Source organism: Pseudomonas sp. JUb42 (assembly GCF_024807945.1).
Taxonomy (GTDB): domain Bacteria; phylum Pseudomonadota; class Gammaproteobacteria; order Pseudomonadales; family Pseudomonadaceae; genus Aquipseudomonas.
In genome coordinates this window covers 54,194-75,473 of record NZ_JANUFD010000025.1, presented here as the reverse complement: position 1 = coordinate 75,473, position 21,280 = coordinate 54,194, and the positions used below count along the sequence as shown (strand labels likewise).

The window sequence follows — 21,280 nt, the reverse complement described above, 5'->3', positions numbered from 1 at the left end:
TCGCCGATGGTAGTGTGGGGTTTCCCCATGTGAGAGTAGGTCATCGTCAAGATTAAATTCCGAAACCCCATTTGCGAAAGCAGATGGGGTTTTGTCTTTTAAGTAGAGAACATCAAAATTCGCTGACACTTCACCTGATGACGGATCGGCAACCAGATTTCTTGACGACCATAGAGCGTTGGAACCACCTGATCCCATCCCGAACTCAGCAGTGAAACGATGCATCGCCGATGGTAGTGTGGGGTTTCCCCATGTGAGAGTAGGTCATCGTCAAGATTCAATTAAAAAACCCCGTTTGCGCAAGCAGACGGGGTTTTTGCTTTATGGGCTGCCAGCTATTGGAACAGATTACGCACGTTGTTCATGGCGTCATCGGCAAAGCCCTGGAGAAAGGCCTGAAACTCAGCGGTTGATGTCGGCCATTGCGCCGACGGTTCGCCGATGATGCGCCAAGTCGCGCTGCATTGCGCGTCCCCCAGGGCCTCGACGCTCATGGCTGCCCACAAGTTACCAATCGGCAACGAGGTGTAGATCAGCGTCCAGGTCATGCACAGGGCCTGCTCATCACGGCTATTGAGCTGTTCGATTACCACGTTACCGTCCTTGAACAGCTTCTTGCGTACTGACCGTACGCCTTCCCCCGTCATCTCACAGGACGCCAACGCCGGAATGAATGCGGGAAAGCCTGCAAAGTTACCGACGATCTCCCACACGCTGTGCGCATCCGCAGCAACCTCCACGCGGGATACAACCAGTGGGCCTTGCAGGTCTTTGATCAGGGTGTCGGGTTTCAGAGGGTTGTTCATGGTGTTCTCCTTGGGTTTAGATGAATGCGATTTCTTTCAGGTAATCGCAGCCCTTGCGCAACAGCGCCGGGGTCTTCTGCGGGTAGCGCTCGCCCATGCGCTGTATGCCGGCCTGGGCGTTGTGATGCTCGATCATCGAGATGTCGCCGATATCCTCTTCAAAGCCATCCAGGTAGAAGCCCAGCACGCCGAACAGCGCGTTCTGGCTGTCGACCCGCCCCAACTGGCTCTGCCAGTGACTCACGCTGACAATCTCGAATTCGCGCCCGGCCTCACGGAACGCCTCGACATAGCCGTTCCAGCTCAGGGGCTCGGGGTTATGCAGGTTGAAGACGGCGTGATGGGCCTGGTAACGGCTGGCATGGAAGGCAATGAAGCGAGCGAGGAAGTCCACCGGCATCAGGTCGAAGTTCATGCTGAACTCCGGCACCTGGCCCAGCTGTAGCGAGCCCTTGAGCATCAGCATCAGGCGGTTCTTGTGCGGCTGGCAGACACCGGTGTGGCTGTTGAAGGCGATGTTGCCGGGGCGATAGATATTCACCCAGGCGCCCTGATCCCTGGCCCGTTGCAGGATGCGCTCAGCCACCCATTTGGACAGGTTGTAGCCGTTCTTGATGTAGATCGGCGGGGTAGCGGCCGCCGGTTGCTCCAGGACATTGCCACCGCTGTCGATGGCACTGGAGGCGGACAGCGTCGAGACGAAGTTGAAGATCTTCTTGCTACGCCCTTCGCACAAACGCAGACACTCGAAGATCGGCGTGACGTTGTCGCTGACCAGGCTTTCGTAGTCCTGCACATGGTTCACATTGGCGGCGTTGTGTACCAATACGCCAAAGTCCCGATCCAGACGCTCATAGGTTTCGTTGTCCAGACCCAGCTGCGGTTGGGTGATATCGGCCGCATAGACCTTCACCCGACTCAGATCCAGGTGCTCCAGGCGGTTCTCCTTCAAGGCGCGCTTAAAGCGTTCTTCTGCGCTTTGCCCCGACCCCGCGCGTACCAGGCAAGCAACCTCGCTACTGCCCCAGTTCAATAGCGCTTCAACGATATGCACACCGAGAAAACCATTGGCTCCGGTGACGATGACCTTATGCACGTCCCCCAGCCGGCTGAACGGCAGGATCGGCATCTGCAGATCGGCACTGGCATCAAAGATTGCCTGGGGGCTGATGCTGTAGGCCGCAGGCTCCTCGCTGTCGAGCAGGCTCGCCAGGGTCAGAATCGTCGGTGCTTCGATAAAACGGTTGATCGGTATGCTGCGGCCAAAGCGTTCACGGATACCCAGCAACATCCGTGACAGCAGAATCGAATGACCGCCCAAATTGAAGAAGCTCTCGTCGGTGGAAACATCCCCGTCAGGCAGTTCCAGCAACTCGGCCCATAGCTCCAGTAGCTGTTGTTCCTGCGCGGTCTGTGCCGGGCGATGAGGTTGAGCGTCGGTAAAGCTGATCGGTATTTCCAGTAATCGCGCGCGGTCGATCTTGCCGTTATTGGCGAAGGGCATGCTCGCCAGTTCGGTATAGGCCGTCGGCCGCATATAGTCGGGTAACAGACCCTCGACATGAGCCTTGAGCGCATCTCCTGCCTGGGCATCAACAGGCTGTGCCAGAAAGGCGAGGATTCGCCGCTGCCCGTCGATCACCACGGCGACTTGCCGATACAGCTGACTGTCGCGCAGGCTGTGCTCAATCTCCTCGGGCTCGACCCGGAAGCCGCGGATCTTCACCTGATTGTCACGGCGCCCGCACAGCTCAATGCCGTCGTCGGTCCACTTGGCCATATCACCACTGCGATAAGCCTGCAGTGACTCGCCGCCAGGCAGTTGCAGCGTCACATAACGTTCGGCGCTCAGGGTCGGGTTATTCACATAGCCGAGGCAGACACCGGGCCCGACGATATACAACTCGCCCTGAGTCTGTTGCGGCACGGGCCGACCCTGCTCATCGAGAATCAGCACCTGGCTATTGGCAATGGGCCGCCCCAGGTTGCGATTGCTGCTGCCCGGCCGGAACTCGCCTGCGGTGATCAATACCGTGGCCTCGGTCGGGCCATACAGGTTGTGGAAGTGGCACTGGCGGGTCAGTTGCTCGATGACACAAGGTTCGCAGACGTCGCCGCCAGTCATCAGGTGTTCGAGCCCGGTCAGTTGCTCCAGGGGCAGCACGCTGAGCAAGGCCGGGGGCAGAAAGGCGTGGCTGAGGTTATTGCGGATCAGCTCGACCAGTTGCAGAGGATCGCGCCGCTGATCTTCGCTAGCCACCACCAGCTCGGCACCGCTCAGCCAGGTCGGGAAAATATCGATCAGTGACGAATCGAAACTCAAGGTCGAGAATTGCAGGACCCGGCTGTGCTCTGACAGCGCCACATATTCGGCATACCAGGCGCTGAAGTGGCTGAGATTGCGCTGGCTGAGCAGCACGCCCTTGGGCTTGCCGGTGGTGCCGGAGGTATAGAGCGCCATGCACGGCGCTTCGCTCGGCGGTTGTGCCAGCATCAATGGCCGGACGCTGGCCATTGCCTCGATAGCGCTGATATCCAGCGCTGTAAACCCGCCTGCCGCCAAGGGATGGGTACCGTCGTGCAGGAGCAGCACGGCCCCGGCGTTTTCCAGAATGTACTGTTGCCGCGCGACAGGCTGGCTCGGGTCCAGTGGCAGATAAATTGCGCCGCTGCCGAGGATTGCCAGGATGCCCGCGAACAACGCCGCCGACTTGGGCAGGCACAGGCCAATCACCGCCTGCCCACCTTCCGGCAGCTTGAGCAATGGCAGCAACGCCTGCTGGATCGCCAGACTGTAGCCGTGCAGGTCGCGATAGCTCAGTCGCTGGCCCGCAATGCTCAGGGCAGGTCGCTCGGCGAAGGTCAGCAGGTTGTCCTGCAGGCGGGCGATCAGCGGTGTTTCGGCCAGGGCCAGTAAATGGGCTTGCCGGGTCTGGTTGAAGCGGTGGCGGAATAACAGACGGTCGATGGCGCATAGCTCGTCCTGCCACTCACTGTGCGGTGCCTCTACAGTCGGCGAGTGTTGCAAGTAATCGGCGTCACGCGAGCGACGGCTGACCTGCAACGCGGTGATCTCGACCATTGCCATTACGGCGGCATCATGGAGCATGCGGCCGTTGCCGAATGTCCGGGCATCCAGCCATTGCCGCACGATCAGACGCTGCGCCGTCGCCGAGCCAAGCCAGCACAACAGTTCAAGCCGTGGCAGGCCTTCGACCTGCCCGGCGCCCAGGCCGATGCGCAACCGCAAATGCTCGGGCCGGCCGAATGCCTGCAGGCGCTGCGCCGACAGCTCCAGGCTACCGTCCTCGATCAGCAGATCGACGCCGCTGACCTGCTCGCTCTCAAGTGCTGACGCTTGAGAGAAATGATGCACCTGATGGCCGTGATCCAGCAGCTCGTTGCTCAGCTCACCGAGGGTCAGGCTCTGGCCGATCAGGACGATCTCCAGGCGCTTCATTGCAGCACCCCCTGGCCGGGCAAGTAGTCCGCCAGAGCCTGTTGTACGCACGGCGCATCGAGCATCGAGCTGGCCTTGAAGAAGCGGATGATGTTGCCGATCAACGGGTGATGGCGATTGATCGGAAAGGCCATCGCGCTGGTTTCTTCCTTGAGGGCCTGCTTGACCGCCTCGCTCACGGCCAGGTGTTCGATGAACCTGAAGTCGAAGTCTTTCTGAATGGCATGAGTCAGGTATTGAGCGATAAACACCGGCATGATCCGCGCGATGCACTCGCGGTCGGCATCCGTCGCGGTGTGCCAGTAGATACGCACCAGTCGCGACCAGAAGCCCGAATGGCGCCCCTCGTCCAGCAGGTGATCAGCCATCAGCCCTTTGACCGATTGCTTGACCGAGTCGTCCTTGGCGAAGGCGGCGACATCGTTGGTCACGGTGTTCTCGGCAATGGCTACGCAGATCAGCTCGACGGCGCTTAGCAGATGTTCGGGAGCCATGGCCAGTGCCGCCGGAATCGCCCGGCTGAGCTCGATTTCGCCGGGCAACTCGATGGGTTCGATACCGGTCATGGCAATGGTCTGCTGCATGAAGTCCATGGCCACCAGCGCGTGGTAGTCCTCATCGACGACCACGGTCATGGCGTCATAGCGGCAGGCGAACGGGAAACGGATGGCAAAGTGATTCTTGGCGATACTGCGGGCGGTCTTGTCGACGATCTCGGTCTCGAAGATCACCACGTCGTTGATGAATTTGTAGAGGCTCTGCACCAGGGCGAAGTCGCGCAGCTGCGGGCATTCCCGGGTAAAGGTTTCGCTCAGCACCAGAGGCTGACGGCTCAGGGGATAGATCAGTTTCTGATCATTCTCAACGATGCGGCGCGGGCGCGTACGAATGGTGGCGCGACCCTCCCAGGCATCGACGAACGACACATACTCTTCGCTTTTCATGATTGCGTCCTTGTAGGTCGTGGTCAGAAGCCAACGGCGTCGGATGCGCAGGCCGAGGATTCAGCGCGCATGCTCTGGCGCAGCGTGTCCCACAGCGTGATGCGGCTCTCCACAGCGGCAATGGCCGAGGCATACACCTCGTTCTGCCGCTGCTCGTCACCCTCGATCAGCCGCGCCAGCAGCTCCTCGGCGGCGGGCCCGTGATCTTCGGAGTCCACTTCGATATGGCGCTGCAGGTAATAGCGGAAGGTCGGTGCCTGATTGCCGGTGATGCCCCAGTCATCGAGGATGCGTTGGAACATCTGCGGAATGACACTTTCCCGGCCATGCAGAAAGGCCGCTGCAACGCAGTGGGCCGGCGCATGCAACGCGGTTTCCAGTGTGTGGATCACGAAGCCGCTGGCGGCTTGGTCGGCGTCTACGTGATGCAGCGCGGTGCGGTAATGTGTGCCGGTCTGTTGCAGGGCGACAAAATGTTCGATTTTCGTCGTGTCGGCGCCGATTTCACGCATCGCATCCAGATACAGCTCGAAATGGCTGTAATGTCCGTGCTGCAGTCGATCATCGGACTCTTCTCCCAGTACGATTTCATTGATCAGGCGTGCGGCCTTGGCATCTTTGGGCGGCAGCCAGGGCAGGGTCGTGCAGGTGAGTTCCTGTTGCAGGCGTTTGGTCAATGACATGAAATCCCATACAGCAAAAACATGGGTTTCCATAAAGCGCCGGAGAATATCCAGTGAATGTATCTCAGCAAAAACAGGGTGGTTGCTGAGCTCGGATTTTTTGCGATTCAATAACGTTTTTTGGCAATACATGACGATCCCTCGATAAGTGTATTTTTAAACGGTTTGTTGCGTGGGCGGTGCTTTAAGTTGCACATGTATAAACATCGTGACCCAGCCGGCCGGGCTTGTGGCTGCTTCCTTGGCCGGAGTACGGAAAGCACTAAGTTTAATGCAGGTATAACTTGTTGGAATGGATGCCGATGACCCATTAAAGGATTTCAGGGGTCCGTGATACTTGGTTTTCGGTGGTGCAAATAAAAGTTAGAACACTTTCAATCCGTGCTGCAAACACTTTTTTATAATTTGTAAGTTAGTTATTTTTGGGGTGTGAGCGAGGGCAATAAAATTTTTCCCTGAAGTTTTATTTGGCCGTAGGCAACCCTTCCAATCGATTAGAATCAGAATTATAAATAATGAACGAATGCCTCGTTCAGCATTGCCGTTATATGAATGAGTCCGGTTTTTGTTTTTTAAGGGCCGACCTTGAAGCCCAGGCCTCAAGGTCTTTTCGCCCGTCAAGAAACTCCTTTTCCTACGCCGGTTGAGTAAAGAAACGTCCTGCTTCGATTCATGTCGGGGATTTTATCCGCGCTAACAGACACAGCAGCGGTCGACACCCGCGCCGACGCTGCCGAGTGTGCCTGATTCAACGAGGGGACCAATCGAGGACGTGTAGCTGAGGGAGGGCGTAGCAAGCACGCGGGAGGTCATTGGCCTGAGGGCGACAGCCGCGCGTGGCAGCCAGTGTGCCTGGCTACCTGCGCGTTTGCCGGGTGTTCAGGGGCTGATCAGGTGCTGGCTTTCTTGCGTGCGCGTACCGGTTTATCGCTGGGGGACGGGCGGCTGGCAAGGTAGCGGGTGATCGCCTGGACGCCACGTTGCAAGTGATGCTGCAACGCCTGGACGGTTTGCTCGACCTGCTTGTCCCGCGCCAGTTCGAACAGATGCCAGTGGTCTTCCTGGGACAGCTTGCCCAGGCCCATGTCCGACAGGTTGAAGCGCAGAAAACGTTCCTCTTCACTCAAGCCTTCGGCGACCAGGGCAAGCAGGCGCTTGTTAGGGGTCTTGGCATAGAGCGACATATGGAACAGCCGGTTGAGGCGGCCCATTTCGCTGTAGTCGGTTTCGACTTCCAGCAACTCGATGTAATGACGGGCCTGGGCCAGATCCTGCTCGTCGAGCAGCGGGATCGACTGGCGCAGGGCCTCAGATTCCAGCAGGCTGCGCAGGGCATAGGCATCGAACGCATCTTCGCTGATCAGCGGGGCGACGACGGCACCTTTATGGGTTTCGACCCGCAACAGCGACTGCGCTTCCAGCTGGCGCAGGGCTTCGCGCACCGGCATGCGGCTGACGCCGAACAGGGTTGCCAGTTCTTGCTGGCGCAAGGCCGTACCACTGGGCAGGCGGCCATCGAGAATGGCGCTGCGCAATTTCTCTTCAATGATGCCCCGGGCCAGGTGTGCGGGAGGCTGCTCATTCCCCAGCACCCGACACAGGAAGCTTTCCTTACCGGTTTCGCGCGTTACCATATTTTTCTATCTAGGCCAGGCTAAACATTGGATCCAAGTCACCCTAGGTAGTGCATGACTACTTGTCAAACCAAGGGTAGATGCGAGTTACACCTTGCGCCTCAACACGGTCGCCTTGTCGTCAAGGAACACGCAAGGGTCATTTATTTGACGTCGACAAGCGGGGAGGGGGGCAGATGGCGCCATCTTAACCTTTTTTGACGCCGCTAACGGTAGGGCAAAAGGACGAGCGGAGGCGTTCGCCAGACTGGCTGGAGATGCGGTGGCTCTGGCACCGCATCCTCAGGGTTGCTCAGCGCTGTAAACGGCCTGAGACAAAATGTTGCAGGTCGTTGAAGCCGGGTGTCGAGGCGTGTCCCGGCGTTACCAGTGAATCGATGAAGGCTTCATCTTCAGCGCTGATTTTGACTTCCAGCGCCTTGGTGTAAGTGTCCCACTGCTGCTCGGTGCGCGGTCCGACAATGGCGGAGGTCACGGCGTGGTTATTCAGCACCCAGGCAATGGCGAACTCGACGATGCCGACGCCCTTGTCGCGGGTGTATTGCTGGATCTGCTGAGCGATCTGCAGCGACTCGGTACGCCACTCGGTTTCCAGGATTCGCTTGTCCTGGCGTCCGGCGCGGCTGTTGCTGTCCGGCGTGGTGTCGGGCGCATATTTGCCGCTGAGCACGCCGCGGGCCAGCGGGCTATAAGGTACGACGCCGAGCCCATGGTAGGCAGCTGCGGTGATCTGCTCGATCTCGGCCTGGCGGTTGACGATGTTGTACAGCGGCTGGCTGATCACCGGCTTGTCCACGCCCAGGCGCTGGGCAATATTGACGATCTCGGCGATGCGCCAGCCGCGGTAGTTCGACAGGCCCCAGTAGCGGATCTTGCCCTGGCGGATCAGGTCGCCGATGGCCGACACGGTCACTTCCAGTGGCGTGTTGTGATCTTCCTTGTGCAGGTAATAGATATCCACATAGTCGGTGTCCAGGCGCGTCAGGCTGGCATCGATGGCATTGAAGATATGTTTGCGGCTCAGGCCGGCACGGTTGGGTACGCCGTCCGCCGGGCCGATGGCCACTTTGGTCGCCAATACCCAGTCACTGCGTCGCGAAGCGATGGCTTCGCCGACGATCTCCTCCGAGCGACCGGCGTTGTAGACGTCCGCCGTGTCGATGAAATTCACACCCTGGTCCCAGGCCTTGTCGATGATGCGCAGCGACTCTTCGGTACTGGTCTGTTCGCCGAACATCATGGCGCCCAGGGTGAGCGTGGAAACCTTCAGGCCGGATTGGCCCAGCGTGCGATAAATCATGCTCGATATCCTCATGGTCGTGAGTGGGAGAGACAGGACAGACGAACATACTGGCCTCTTTGTCCCGAATCGGGAAGGAGCCTAGCCCACAGACGACGGCTCTGCGCCGGGCAGTCTGGCCCTACGTCCGCTGATGAAGCACAAGGCACCGCCCAACAGGGTCAGGCCGCTGAGCACATAAAACATGCTCGTCGGCGGTGTATTGATCAGCAGATAACCGCAGATCACCGGGCTCAGTGCACCACCGAAGGCCGCCAGGTTCTGTGCGCCGTAATAGCTGCCGCGCAGGGCCTCCGGGGCGATGGTGTCGACGAACAGATACTCGGCCGGGTAAATGATCATCTCGCCGAGGGTGAAGACAAACATGGCGGCGCACCACGCCACCAGGCTGTGGGCGAAGCTGAAGCCGATCAGCCCGGCGGCGAACAGCACGGTGCCGAGGACTATCAGGTAGGGCAGTTGCTCACGCTTGAGAAAACGGCCGATCTGGTACTGCATCAGAATCACCGTGATGGCGTTGCAGGCGAGCACGGCGGAAAGAATTTTCAGAGCGTTGTCGGCGCTGTCAGTGACCAACAGGAACTGCGACAGGTACAGGGTGTAGCGCCCGTGCACGATGGTGCTGAGCAGGCTGCCGCCGGTGAACAGAATCAATGTGCGATCGTTTTTCAGCGTGATCAGGGTGGCGAGAAAACTCTGGGGCTTTGCCTGCTCGTCACGTGGGCTCGGCGGGATGCCGATCATCAGGAATATACTGCCAAAGGCAATGCCGCTGGCGATCAGAAAGGGCGCCAATGGCAGATGCCCGGCAATGATCACGCCCAGCATGGGGCCGGTGGCGTAACCGATATTGGTAAGCGTATAGCGCAGGGAGAACACCTTGGCGCGCAGGCCGATGGCCAGGTTTTCACTGATGATCGCCTTGGAGCCGATCAGGAATAGCGCCGAAGCGGTTTCGGTGATCACCAGAGTCAGGGTGGTCAGGTACAGGTTGTGGGCAAAGGTCAGCAGGGCGAAGCCGATCGAACTGGACAGCATGGCCATGATCAGCAGCTTGCGCTTTTCCAGGCGGTCGATGATGTAGCCGCCGTACAGCCCCAGCAGGGTTGCGAGAAACACCGCAATGCCCATCAGCAGACCGACGTCCTGTTGATCCAGGCCCAGCCGTCTGCTGAGAAACAACGTCAGCAGGGGGCTGGTGATCGCCCGGCTGACCACGATGGTCAGCGAGCAAATCATCAGACGGCGGATGACCAGCGAGTAGGTAGCCACAGCGTTTTGAAGTCCTTGTCAGATTCAGCAGGCTGAATCCTGTTGCCGACGAATTGTAGGAGCGAATTCATTCGCGAAGAGGCCGGTACATCCAATACATCTTGCTTGGCTGTGGCACCGCTTTCGCGAATGAATTCGCTCCCACGATTTGCTCCCTTCATCCGCTCCCCGCGAGTCCGCCCTCATCATAAGAGGGACTCGCCGGTGAAGAGGTTACTGCCCTTTATTAGTCTCGATCTTCGCTACTGCACCATCTTCCAGACCCCACTTCTTCAGGATCTTGCCGTAGGTACCGTCATCGACCATGGCCTGCAGGGTCTCAGCGATGGCGGTCGCCAGTTCAGGATTGGCCTTGTTGACGCCAAGACCGGTGAACTGTTTGGAAATCGCCAGGCCGATGGGCTTGTAGGTGTCCTTCTCCAGGCTCATCAGGTACGGAATGGTCTCGCTGCCTTGCATGGCTGCGTCCAGACGGCCCTGGCGCAGTTGCGCGCGGGCATCGGCCGAACCTTCTGAACCGATCACTTCGATAGCCGGCTTGCCCGCCGCTTCGCAGTTGGCCTTGCTCCACTCGGCGATTTCCGCAGGCCAGGTGGTGCGACGGCTGGTGCCGACTTTCTTGCCGCACAGGTCGGTCAGTTTCTCGATGTCGCTGCGCTTGGCCAGGGTGTAGAGCTGCGGGCCGCTGGTGAAGTAGTCGACGAAGGTTACGGACTTCTGGCGTTCGGCGGTGTCGGTCATGCCCGACAAAATGATGTCGAAACGTTTAGTGACCAGGCCACTGACCATCTGCTCGAAAGCGGTTTCCTGCCAGGCAACTTTGACCCCGAGACGCTCAGCCAGGGTATTGCCCAGATCGACATCCAGGCCGGTCAGGGTATTGGTGGCGGTGTCCTTGAAATCCATCGGCGGATAGTTCGGCACGATGGCGGCGATGATCACGCCCTTTTCCTTGATGCTGGCGGGCACTGCGGCGAAGGCCGTGGCGCAGCTCATCAGGCTGGCGAGCAGGGTAGGGACGATCAGGTGTTTGAAGTTCTTCATGGGGCGTTCCCGTTTATTCTGAAATTTAAGTGCGAACGGCAGAAATGAAGCTTTGCGTACGAGGGTTTTGTGGACTTATTAGAATGTCTTCCGGGCTGCCAGCCTCCACTATCTGGCCGCCGTCCATGAACACCATGCGGTTGGACACTTCGCGAGCGAAGCCCAATTCATGGGTCACGACGATCATGGTCATGCCGCTGTGCGCCAGGTCGCGCATCACCGACAACACTTCGCCAACCAGCTCCGGGTCGAGGGCAGAAGTGGGTTCATCGAACAACATCAGCTTGGGCCGCATCGCCAGCGCGCGGGCAATCGCCACGCGCTGCTGCTGGCCGCCGGACAACTCCACCGGGTAGGCGCCGCGCTTGTCGGCCAGGCCGACCCTGGCCAACAACTCCAGCGCATCTTCCTGGGCTTCCTTGGGCGAACGCTTGAGCACCTGGCAGGGGCCTTCGATGATGTTTTGCAGCACGGTCATGTGCGGGAAAAGATTGAAGCGCTGGAATACCATGCCGGTCGCCAGGCGCTGGCGGGCGACCTGGGCATCGGTCATCTCATGCAGCTTGTTGCCGACCACGCGATAGCCGACCAGCTCGCCGTCGACCCAGAGGCCGCCCTTGTCGATCTTTTCCAGCTGGTTAACGCAGCGCAGCAGGGTGCTCTTGCCCGAACCGGACGGGCCGATGATGCACAGCACCTCGCCCTGGTCCACTTCCAGGCTGACGTCCTTGAGGGCGTGGAAACTGTCGTAATACTTATGCAGGTTGACGGCCTTGACGATGCTTCTCATGGGTAAGTCTCCTCGGGCCGTCTTACGAGCGCTTGCCGGCGCCGCGCGCAAAACGCAGCTCCAGGCGGCTCTGACCGAATGAAAGAACGGTGACCACGGCCAGGTACCAGATACCAGCGACGATCAGCAGCTCCATGACCCGGGCGTTGGCGTAGTAAATGTTCTGGGCGTTGTGCAGCAGCTCGGAGTACTGGATGACACTGGCCAGGCTGGTCATCTTCACCATGCTGATGAATTCGTTGCCTACCGGCGGCAGGATCACCCGCATGGCCTGGGGCAGGATGATGCGACGCAGGGCCTGCAGGCGCGGCATGCCGATGGACTTGGCCGCCTCATACTGCCCGGTATCCACCGACAGCAGGCCGGCGCGCACCACTTCGGCGGTGTAGGCGCCCTGGTTGATGCTCAGGCCCAGCAGCGCAGCAACGAAGGGCGTCATCATGCTCACGGTATCGAACTGCAGCACGCCGGGAATGCCGATCACCGGGAAGATCAGCGCCAGGTTGAACCACAGCAGCAGTTGCAGGATCAGCGGCGTGCCGCGAAACAGCCAGGTGTAGGTGATGGCTACATAGCGCAGGATCGGGTTCTGCGACATGCGCATGATCGCTGCAATGACCCCGATCACCACACCCAAAGCCATGGCCAGGATCGACATGATGATGGTGTTGGCCAGGCCCCAGAGGATCGCCTGGGAGGTCAGGAACTCACCGATATACGACCACTCGATCTGCCCTTTGGCAAAGGCCCGAGCCAGGCCGAACAGGGCAATGACGATCAGGGTCGCGAAAAAGATCCGACCGTAGTAACGACGCGGGACATGCTCGTACTGAGTGATATCGAACTGATCCTCAGTCTTTTTGCGTGCTTGCTGCAAACGCGCGGTTTCGTTTTGGTTCATGGGGTTCTCATCAAGCAAGACATGACTGATCTTACAAATCTCTCTGTGGGAGAGGCTCTGGTGGGAGCGAATTCTGTGGGAGCGAATTCATTCGCGAAAACGGTGTTACAGCCAACCAAAATGCATCGGATGTACTGGCCTCTTCGCGAATGAATTCGCTCCCACAATCGTTCCCGCCGTCGCGCCCATCCTGTCCTGTGTTTCAAATACGGAAACCTGAATAGGCCTCGGTCCACTGTTGCTGCCCACCCAATGCGGTCTTGAGCCTTGCCAACTGCTCACGCACCCGCTCCGGTGCCGTGCCACCGCGTCCGCTGCGGGCGGCGATGGCGGCTTCCAGGGTCAGGCAGTCGCGCACTTCGGGGGTCAGACGTTCGTCGACTCCGGCAAGCATGGCCGGGGTGACTTCCCACAGCTCCAACTGATGCTGCTCACACAACTGCACCAGGGCGCCGGTGATCTCGTGGGCGACCTTGAACGGCACGCCACGCAGCGACAGCCAGTCCGCTACTTCGGTGGCCAGGGTGAAGCCCAGAGGCGCCTGGCGGCGCAGTTCATCGACCTGGACCTGCATGGTCGCGACCATCCCGGCCATGGCGGGGAGCACCAGCAGCAGGGTGTCCACGGTGTCGAGGACGTGATGCTTGTCTTCGCTGAGGTCGCGGTTATACGACAGCGGCAGGGATTTGAGGGTCGAGAGCAGGCCGGTCAGATTGCCGATCAGGCGACCTGCCTTGCCCCGCGCCAGCTCGGCAATGTCCGGATTCTTCTTCTGCGGCATGATCGAGCTGCCGGTGGCGTAGCCGTCATCCAGTTGCACCCAGCGAAACTGCCGCGAAGACCACAGGCAAAACTCTTCCGCCAGGCGGGAAATATTCACCCCCAGCATGCTCGCGGCAAACAGGAATTCAGCGACATGATCGCGGCTGGCCACGGCATCGATGGAGTTCTCGCAGGTGCCGTCGTAGCCCATTTCCCTGGCCGACAATTCCGGCTGGCGGGCAATGGCGGAACCGGCCATGGCCGCAGCTCCCAGCGGCGATAGCGCCGTGCGCGCATCCCAGTCGACCAGGCGCTGCACGTCGCGCAGCATGGCCTGGGAGTGCGCGAGCAAGTGGTGGGCGAAAACGACGGGTTGAGCCTGCTGCAAATGGGTGAAGCCGGGGCAGATGCTCTCGATATGCTGCTCGGCCTGCATCACCAGGGCCTGTTGCAGGTTCAGTACTTCGCTGGCAATCAGGCGGGCATGGTCACGCAGGAACAGGCGCAGGTCGTTGGCAGTCTGGTCGTTGCGTGAACGCCCGGCGCGCAGCTTGCCACCCAGGGCGCCAAGGCGTTCGGTCAGCACGCGCTCGATAAAGGTATGCACATCTTCGTCGCCCGGCATGGGCTGCAGGCGGCCTTCGCGAAAGTCGTTACCGATGCCGTCCAGCGCTTCGAGCATGGCTTGGGTTTCTGCTTCATCGAGCAGACCGGCGCGCTGCAATTCACGGGCATGTGCAAGGGAGCCGGCGAGGTCGTAGGGCGTCAGGCGGAAGTAATCGTCAGGGCAACGCGACAACGCCGCCAGCGCTTTGGCCGGGCCGCTCTTGAAGCGTGCGCCCCAGAGGCGATCGGTAGATTCGGACATTGCAGGTTCCTCTTTCGAAAACACGAATAAATAACAACAGGCCATGGTGGGTATGGCGTTGCCGGTTTCGGAGGGCAGTTGCGAAGGTTCAGGTCCTGATCGATATGTCAGGTTTTAATCTGCTTTACATCGGCGCTGTTCACGCTGATCGGAGAAGTCGATTCAAGGTTGCCAATGGCCATTATCTATGTTCATTATTGCGGCTCGGCTATGTTCTTGTTGTAGGTCAAAGCCTGTTGAATATGGCGAACGAGGTCAATCAGTTTTATGGAAACCCCACTTTCCACTTCTGGAAACTTGCCGCCCCGGCCGGCAAGTCGACCTCCGTTATCGCTCAGCGGTCTGGATTTCAAATTGCTGCGGGTGTTCAAGGCCGTGGTCGAAGCCGGTGGTTTCAGTGCTGCGCAAAACGAGCTGAATGTAGGCCTTGCAGCGATCAGCAAGCAGATTTCCGACCTGGAAATCCGCATCGGCATGCGCCTGTGTACGCGAGGCCGGGAGGGCTTTTGCCTGACCGAGGAAGGCAAGCTGGTCTATCAGGCGTCGATTGATTTATTTGCCTCGGTGGACAGTTTTCGTGATCGGCTTAGTTCGGCACAAAACGAACTGATCGGTGATTTGAATATTGGCGTGATTGATAACACCGTGTCCGATTTTCATTCACCGCTTATTGCTGCACTGCGCAAGTTACATGATGAAGCGCCGAAAGTAAGACTGCGCCTGCATGCGGCGCAACTGGATGAAATTGAACGCGGCGTGGTGGAAGGGCGTTTGATTGTCGGCATCGTGCCGGTGTATCAGCGTCGTGAAGAGTTTGATTATTTCCCGTTGTATGAAGAACGATCCCTGGTGTACTGCGCCCGTGGTCATGGGTTGTTTGACGTCGCTGCCGAGCAGATCGATGGTGAAGTGTTAAGTCAGTACGAAGTGATCAATCACCGCTACGCCATTCACAACGACAAGGCCCGGTTCGTCAATTACAGCAGCCAGGCGCCTGGGGCTTCCCAGGTCGAGGCGGTGGCGATGCTGATTCTGACCGGGCGCTTTATCGGCTTCCTGCCGGAGCACTACGCTGCGCCCCTGGTCAGCAACGGCACCTTGCGCGCGCTGTGCCCGCAGACCATCAGCATCAGCACGTCCCTGAGCCTGATCCTGCGCCACAACACCCCGCGCAGCCCCCAGGTCAAAGCCTTCGCGGCGGCGTTGGGGGTAGACCTGAAGGCTATTGCCTGATGCAGAACGCCCGTTGGAGCGAGGCTGGCCCGCGAACCAGACGACGCGCAGTATCAGGTAAATCGCGTTGCGTCATTCGCGGGCAAGCCGCGCCCCAGCTGCAATCAGACTCAGGCCTTCATGCCCGGCAACCCCCAGGCCTGCAACGGAAAATCAGCCAGCGATCCCAGCACCAGATCCGCATGCTCGTACTGCTCAAGCGGCATATGCGAGTCCGGCACCGCCACGGCATACATCCCGGCAGCCTTAGCGGCGGTGACGCCGAAAGGCGAATCTTCGAAGACCAGGCAATCAGCGGGATCAACGCCGAGCTTGCTCGCCGCAACCAGGAAGATATCCGGCGCCGGCTTGGCTGCGCCGACTTCAGGGTGATCCGCCGTGACTACGGTTTCGAACAGTTCGAACCAGGCCTGATGGCGTTCGGTCTTGGCGTGGAAGTAATGGATCGACGAACTGGTGCCGACGGCGATGGGGATGCCGCTGGCCGCCAGATGCCGTACCAGTGCTTCGGCGCCGGGCATCGGCAGGGCGAGAGGGAAGCGCTCGTCGAGCATGGGCTGGCGCACTTCGAGGAACTCGTCCACCGAGAGCGGCAGCTCCAGGGCATTGATCACGTATTCAGAGAAATCCCGGGCGCCACGGCCGATGGTGTTCTGCTTGAGCGCCCAATCGAAGCTCTTGCCGTAGCGTTTGGCAATCAAATCGGTGACTTCGGTGTAGACACCCTCGGTGTCCAGCAGCAAGCCATCCATATCGAAAATCACCGCTTTGACCGGACCCCGGGGGTTTTGCTGTGCGCTCATTATCGAAAATCTCGTGTTGTTTTTTGAAATAGGTCTCAGCCTACAACTTGCACGCAGAAAATGGCTAGCGACTATCCTTTCGTCGCCGCACGAAATGTCGTCACGCAGGTCACAGCTTGCGGAAAAAAGCGCAGTACGCCACACAACGGGCACAAGGCTGGGTGATGGCAAACCCCAAGTGATAACCTCTCCCCCGATTTACGGCAGCCCCACGGCAGCCCGGTCGCCCCATCCCACGGCGGGATCAGGGAAGAGTTTCCATCCAACATACGGACACGGTCGAGTTAACACATGAGCAAAACAGCAGGCATCGTAGTAGGCGTCATCGTCGTAGCAGGGGCATTGGCCACTGGCGGAGCGTGGTACACGGGCACACGCCTTGAAGGTGTGCTGCGGGACTCGATCGACAAGGCTAACGCCCAGATCAACGGCTCTCTGGGCCGCGATAACAAGATGAGCGTCGAGCTGACCTCGCTTGAGCGCGGCACCTTCAGCAGCGTTGCCCACTACAGCCTGAAGATTCATGACGAGAACCTGTCCGAAGGCAACAAAGACGTCGTCTTCCAGTTCGTCGATCATATTGAACACGGACCGATTCCTTTCTCGCGCCTGAAGAAGCTGAATCTGGTGCCGGTCATGGCCCTGAGCCGGTTCGAGCTGGAAAAAACCGAGATGACCGAGAAGTGGTACGCCGTGACCAAGGGTGTAGCGCCACTGCACGGTGACGTTGTCGTCGGCTACGACCGCGCGGTCGCCGGTAACCTGCAACTGACGCCGCTGGAGATCAAGGACGCGGGCAACACCGTGAACTTCTCTGGCCTGAACCTCAACTTCGAAGGCACCGCTGAAGCCGAGAAAATCAAGGCTGTCGGCAATCTGGACAATCTGGTGCTGGATATCATCGGCGAAGATCAGCCGATGAAAATCGAATTCAAAGGCATGACCTTCGACACCGGCGGCACCAAGGGTAAATCCGGGTTCTACCTGGGCCACACCAACGTCAAATTCGACAACCTGTCGGTGGAAGCCGCCGGTACTCCGCCCGTTGTCCTGAAGAACTTCGCCAACACCAACCTCATGCAGGAAGAAGGCGGCAATCTGGCCGGGCAGATCAACTACGACATCGGCATGATCAGCTTCAACGGCAATGACATCGGTTCGGCTTCGATGGCCTGGAAGTTCAGCAACTTCGACGTCACCGCGACTCAGGCGCTGTACCAGTTGTACCAGACCAAGATCATGCCTCAGCAACAGGCCGCAGCTCTGGCCGAGCGCCCATTCGAGCTGAACCTGAGCAAGGCCGATCAGGACTGGCTCAACGCCGAGCTGGAAAAACTCCTGGCCGGCAAGCCTCACGTCGAGCTGAGCAAGCTGGGTCTCAAGACCGCCAACGGCGAAAGTCATATGAGCCTGGCTGTCGACCTGGCCGATCCGGGCAAGCTGGATCAACAGGAAAGCTCGGCTGACCTGGGCAAGAACGCTATCTCGCAACTGGATGCCAAGCTGGTGCTGTCCAAGCCGATGATGAAAGACCTGTCGATCCTGCAAGCCAAGTTCACTCTGGGTGACCAGCTCGATGCCAAGACCATGAACGAACAGGGCGATGCCGCAGCCGATATGGTCGCGGGCATGGCAACCGCCCTGCAGATCGCCAAGGTCGAAGGCGACAACGTGGTTTCCAGCCTGCATTACGCCGCGAACATCGTGGACTTCAACGGCGAGAAAATGCCGCTGGAGCAGTTCATCAACAATGTGACCAGCAAGGTTGGCCAGTTGGGCGGGAGCGGGGAGGCGGCCGAGTAAGAAGGTTTCTGTTGGAGCGAGGCTTGCCCGCGAAAAATGTGTCGGATGTTCCGGCCTCTTCGCGGGCAAGCCTCGCTCCCACAATCAGATATTCGTTGATCCTTGCTTAAACCCCGCTGATAAACCTCATCGCATCGCGCACCACCATCTGCTCGCGCATTCCGCCCATCTGCTCAATCACCAACTGCTCGATCAGGCGGCTGCCGTCGTCGTGGCTGGTATCGATGCTGTATTCCGGATTCAGCGGCGCTTCGTAAGGGCTATCGATACCCGTGAAGTTCTTGATCCGCCCCTCGCGGACGGCGCGGTACAGACCCTTGGCGTCGCGGCGGGCGCATTCGCTCAAGGGCGTATTGACGTGGATTTCGATGAACTGATCGTCGTTCAGATGCTGCCTGACTGCGTCACGGTCGGCGCGGAAGGGCGAGATGGCCGAAACGATCACGATCAGCCCGGCATCGACCATCAACTTCGCGACTTCGGCAATGCGCCGGATGTTCTCGTGACGGTCGCCATCACTCATGCCCAGATCCTGGCAGAGCCCTTGGCGCAGGCGATCACCGTCAAGCATGTAGCTGTGCAGGCCGTTGGCTTGCAGAGACTGATCCAGACGATTGCCCAGGGTGGACTTGCCCGCGCCGGACAACCCGGTCAACCAGATACAGCAGGCGCGCTGTTGTTTCATGCCTTCGCGCTGGCTGCGCTCGACCATCATGACAGGCGCTATGAGGGTCGGGCGCCGTTCCGGGAGTTTGATATCAGTCATAGGCGAATAACTCGTAGTCTCGTGCATAGACATCCCGGACCCGACGGCGCACGGCCGCGCTGGAGAACGAAGCCGGGTCGTGGGTCGGTGCCGGTGAGCGGTTGATGTGGGGCAGTTCGGCCTTGACGTGCAGGTGCTCGCACAGGGTGCGGAAGTCGGCGTCGAGGTTTTCCTGGCGGCCGATGAAGTCAACTTCAATGCTGCCCATGGCGTTTTGCAGGAAGTAATACTGTGGCGCGAAGTGAATCTGTTTGGTCAGGTTTTCCGGGTGCAGCCAGTTATCGATAAAGGCATTGAAACTTGGATACTTACTCACCAGTTCGTAAGCGGCCTTGTCACGAGTCTGCGGGTTCTGCAACAAGTAGCTGTAAGCCGACCAGGCCCGCTGTAGCGGGTCGCGGACAAAACCGAATTTGAAGTAGTGCTGATAACGATCATTGAACTGCTTCTCGTACCAATACAGTGGCATGTGCCCGGTCGGCGTACTGCCGAACAGCGCTGTTGCCACGCTGCTGCCCGCGCACTTGGGGACGTGGATGAACACGCACTCCAGGTGGTCAAAGGCTGCGGGGAAGCGGTTTCTGCCGGACAGCGTCTTGTTCACGACCTGCCGATCAATGACGGGAAGACGCTCAAGCAGTAATTCACGCTGCGTCTTTGGAAGCAACTTCCAGAGTAAGCGATTCATCGGAGTGGCCTGTAGCGGGTGTGGAGTAAGAGCGAGAGCCTACGCCCTGAAATTAGTGGAGTGACAATCTTTTCATTAAATTTACGTTGGCTTGCCTAAGGTAAACTTATGTTCATGTTTGTAGTCGGTTAGTTACAGATGCTGTCATATCGCCGTCACTGTAATTGTATAAGGCTGGTACAGGATGGCCGTCATCTTATTAAAGAAAGGCACTGCTCGATTAAAGTGCTTTATTTAGGTAGTTCAGTTGGTTGTGAGCGCCATTCAGGTGGCCGCATCCCACGGCAGCACTTTTTGACAGGCACAAAAAAACCCGCCGAAGCGGGTTTTTCTCAAGACCATCCCGACATCCTGTCAGAAAGCCGTCCCGGCCATGGTCGATCGTCCCTGATCCTGATGCACTCCCTGCGCATCAGTCGTTGGATCCAATCTTACTCAAGCCTGGTCGGACATGACAGGGTGAAATGCCGCGATGGCGTGTAAGCCTTTCGCTATGGCTGCATCACTTCAGGGGCGATTGCCTACGTACATGGCTGCCTGATCCAGCACGTCATCCAGCAAATCTTCCTCGTCATTCGAGAAATCTTCGTTATGACCTTCGTTGCGGAACTCGGACAGGCCCTTGGCCGCCCGATTAAGGTCCCCGGTTTCCCGGATTTCGCCGGCTACTTTCTGCAACAGCCCCGCAGGCCCTTGCTTGCCGTCTTGTTTCAGCAAATCGATCAATGCTTCCAGAGCGGTCAACAACTCTTTCTGTGCCATACCGCGTGACTCCTTCGTCGATTACCTTGCCCGAGGGCAACTGATTCGCCCGCGCTGCGCATCATGCCCGATTGACTGCTTGAGTAGATAAATAAGTGTGACCCCGCTGCGGACATTTCGCTCATGCCTGAACCGATTTACCCGATTGAGTGTCTTAAAACCAGCCGCGCCTGCACCCATTTGAAGCAAAACGAGACACAGCCCATGACCTGAGCAACCCGGCGTTGCGCGTTGCGGCCTGTTGCTCGAAGATTCCTGCGCTGCGAGTCATTCACCTATGGAAAGCGAAGCACGTGAGCCAATACCGAATCCAGGAAGCCGATCTCGATATCCCTGATGCCTGGCAGGATCAGAGCATCAACATCTTCAAGCTGCCCGCTACGGGAAACGCCAAAGAGGCCAGCTTCGTCATCAGCCGCGACCCCAGTCAGGGTGACGCGCCGTTCGCTGATTATGTGTCCAGACAACTGCTAAGCGCAGAACAGCAGCTGCCCGGTTTCAAGCTGGTCAAGCGCTGGGACTTCATCCTGCACGGACATACCGCCACGCTGCTGGACTACACCTGGCAGCGCGAAGGCCGGGACCTGATGCTGCGTCAGGTGTTTGTCGAGCGTAAGCCTGCCGTACTGATCACCACGCTCACCACCACCCCGGATGATATCGCCCACCACGACGCTGCCTGGAAGCAGGCCATGCAGTCGCTGGTGCCGCAGCCGCAGGTGGTCTGACGCGGGTTAACATGAATCAATAAGTAATGCAGG

General features: G+C 58.9%; 18 protein-coding genes and 1 rRNA gene. 4 read left to right on the top strand and 15 right to left on the bottom strand.

Features of this window, described 5'->3' with window-relative positions; genetic code table 11:
* Positions 1 to 160: 160 nt before the first annotated feature.
* Positions 161 to 276 (top strand): 5S ribosomal RNA (rrf, locus tag M2401_RS33185).
* A 59-nt stretch (positions 277 to 335) separates the two neighbouring features.
* On the opposite strand, the gene M2401_RS33180 is transcribed toward rrf, so the two are convergent.
* From M2401_RS33180 to argH, 11 genes are all read right to left on the bottom strand, one after another.
* Positions 336 to 806, bottom strand: a complete 471-nt coding sequence (locus M2401_RS33180; RefSeq protein WP_259111117.1) for an SRPBCC family protein — start codon at positions 804 to 806, stop codon at positions 336 to 338.
* Between the two features lie 16 nt (positions 807 to 822).
* Positions 823 to 4,266, bottom strand: coding sequence for a non-ribosomal peptide synthetase (locus M2401_RS33175; protein WP_259111115.1), 3,444 nt, complete (start codon positions 4,264 to 4,266; stop codon positions 823 to 825).
* A complete protein-coding gene (locus M2401_RS33170; RefSeq protein ID WP_259111113.1) occupies positions 4,263 to 5,210 on the bottom strand; it encodes a diiron oxygenase in 948 nt (315 codons plus the stop codon). The genes M2401_RS33175 and M2401_RS33170 overlap by 4 nt, the downstream gene beginning before the upstream one ends.
* Positions 5,211 to 5,233: 23 nt before the next feature.
* On the bottom strand, positions 5,234 to 6,025 hold the full coding sequence (locus M2401_RS33165; RefSeq protein WP_259111111.1) for a DUF3050 domain-containing protein: 792 nt from the start codon (positions 6,023 to 6,025) through the stop codon (positions 5,234 to 5,236).
* Between the two features lie 758 nt (positions 6,026 to 6,783).
* Positions 6,784 to 7,527, bottom strand: coding sequence for a GntR family transcriptional regulator (locus M2401_RS33160; protein WP_259111109.1), 744 nt, complete (start codon positions 7,525 to 7,527; stop codon positions 6,784 to 6,786).
* Positions 7,528 to 7,819: 292 nt separating this feature from the next.
* Positions 7,820 to 8,827, bottom strand: coding sequence for an aldo/keto reductase (locus M2401_RS33155; protein ID WP_259111108.1), 1,008 nt, complete (start codon positions 8,825 to 8,827; stop codon positions 7,820 to 7,822).
* An 81-nt stretch (positions 8,828 to 8,908) separates the two neighbouring features.
* Positions 8,909 to 10,099, bottom strand: a complete 1,191-nt coding sequence (locus M2401_RS33150; RefSeq protein ID WP_259111107.1) for an MFS transporter — start codon at positions 10,097 to 10,099, stop codon at positions 8,909 to 8,911.
* Positions 10,100 to 10,312: 213 nt separating this feature from the next.
* Positions 10,313 to 11,143, bottom strand: a complete 831-nt coding sequence (locus M2401_RS33145) for an ABC transporter substrate-binding protein (RefSeq protein ID WP_259111106.1) — start codon at positions 11,141 to 11,143, stop codon at positions 10,313 to 10,315.
* Positions 11,144 to 11,168: 25 nt separating this feature from the next.
* The gene (locus M2401_RS33140; RefSeq protein ID WP_259111105.1) at positions 11,169 to 11,933 is read right to left on the bottom strand and encodes an amino acid ABC transporter ATP-binding protein; all 765 of its coding nucleotides are present in this window, start codon (positions 11,931 to 11,933) and stop codon (positions 11,169 to 11,171) included.
* 22 nt (positions 11,934 to 11,955) lie between these two features.
* Positions 11,956 to 12,834 (bottom strand): amino acid ABC transporter permease, encoded by an 879-nt coding sequence (locus M2401_RS33135; protein ID WP_259111104.1) that lies wholly within the window; start codon positions 12,832 to 12,834, stop codon positions 11,956 to 11,958.
* A 202-nt stretch (positions 12,835 to 13,036) separates the two neighbouring features.
* Complete coding sequence (gene argH, locus M2401_RS33130) at positions 13,037 to 14,464, bottom strand: argininosuccinate lyase (protein ID WP_259111102.1); 1,428 nt, start codon at positions 14,462 to 14,464, stop codon at positions 13,037 to 13,039.
* A gap of 267 nt (positions 14,465 to 14,731) precedes the next feature.
* Here argH and M2401_RS33125 point away from each other — a divergent pair, with 267 nt between their 5' ends.
* Entirely contained in the window at positions 14,732 to 15,697 is a 966-nt protein-coding gene (locus M2401_RS33125; RefSeq protein ID WP_259111100.1) for a LysR family transcriptional regulator, read from the top strand.
* 110 nt (positions 15,698 to 15,807) lie between these two features.
* On the opposite strand, the gene M2401_RS33120 is transcribed toward M2401_RS33125, so the two are convergent.
* The gene (locus M2401_RS33120) at positions 15,808 to 16,500 is read right to left on the bottom strand and encodes an HAD-IA family hydrolase (RefSeq protein ID WP_259111098.1); all 693 of its coding nucleotides are present in this window, start codon (positions 16,498 to 16,500) and stop codon (positions 15,808 to 15,810) included.
* A 291-nt stretch (positions 16,501 to 16,791) separates the two neighbouring features.
* Here M2401_RS33120 and M2401_RS33115 point away from each other — a divergent pair, with 291 nt between their 5' ends.
* Positions 16,792 to 18,303, top strand: a complete 1,512-nt coding sequence (locus tag M2401_RS33115) for a YdgA family protein (protein WP_259111096.1) — start codon at positions 16,792 to 16,794, stop codon at positions 18,301 to 18,303.
* Between the two features lie 106 nt (positions 18,304 to 18,409).
* Here the strand turns inward: M2401_RS33115 and cysC are convergent, their stop codons facing one another.
* From cysC to M2401_RS33100, 3 genes are all read right to left on the bottom strand, one after another.
* Positions 18,410 to 19,069 (bottom strand): adenylyl-sulfate kinase, encoded by a 660-nt coding sequence (gene cysC, locus M2401_RS33110; protein WP_409034022.1) that lies wholly within the window; start codon positions 19,067 to 19,069, stop codon positions 18,410 to 18,412.
* The gene (locus M2401_RS33105; protein WP_259111095.1) at positions 19,062 to 19,757 is read right to left on the bottom strand and encodes a sulfotransferase family protein; all 696 of its coding nucleotides are present in this window, start codon (positions 19,755 to 19,757) and stop codon (positions 19,062 to 19,064) included. Before M2401_RS33105 ends, cysC begins: the two co-directional genes overlap by 8 nt.
* A 507-nt stretch (positions 19,758 to 20,264) precedes the next feature.
* Positions 20,265 to 20,519 (bottom strand): hypothetical protein, encoded by a 255-nt coding sequence (locus tag M2401_RS33100; protein ID WP_259111094.1) that lies wholly within the window; start codon positions 20,517 to 20,519, stop codon positions 20,265 to 20,267.
* Between the two features lie 293 nt (positions 20,520 to 20,812).
* On the opposite strand from M2401_RS33100, the gene M2401_RS33095 reads away from it, so the two are divergent.
* Positions 20,813 to 21,247 carry a DcrB-related protein gene (locus M2401_RS33095; protein ID WP_259111092.1) on the top strand — a complete coding sequence of 145 codons (435 nt, stop codon included), beginning with the start codon at positions 20,813 to 20,815 and terminating at the stop codon, positions 21,245 to 21,247.
* The last annotated feature ends 33 nt before the right edge of the window (positions 21,248 to 21,280 follow it).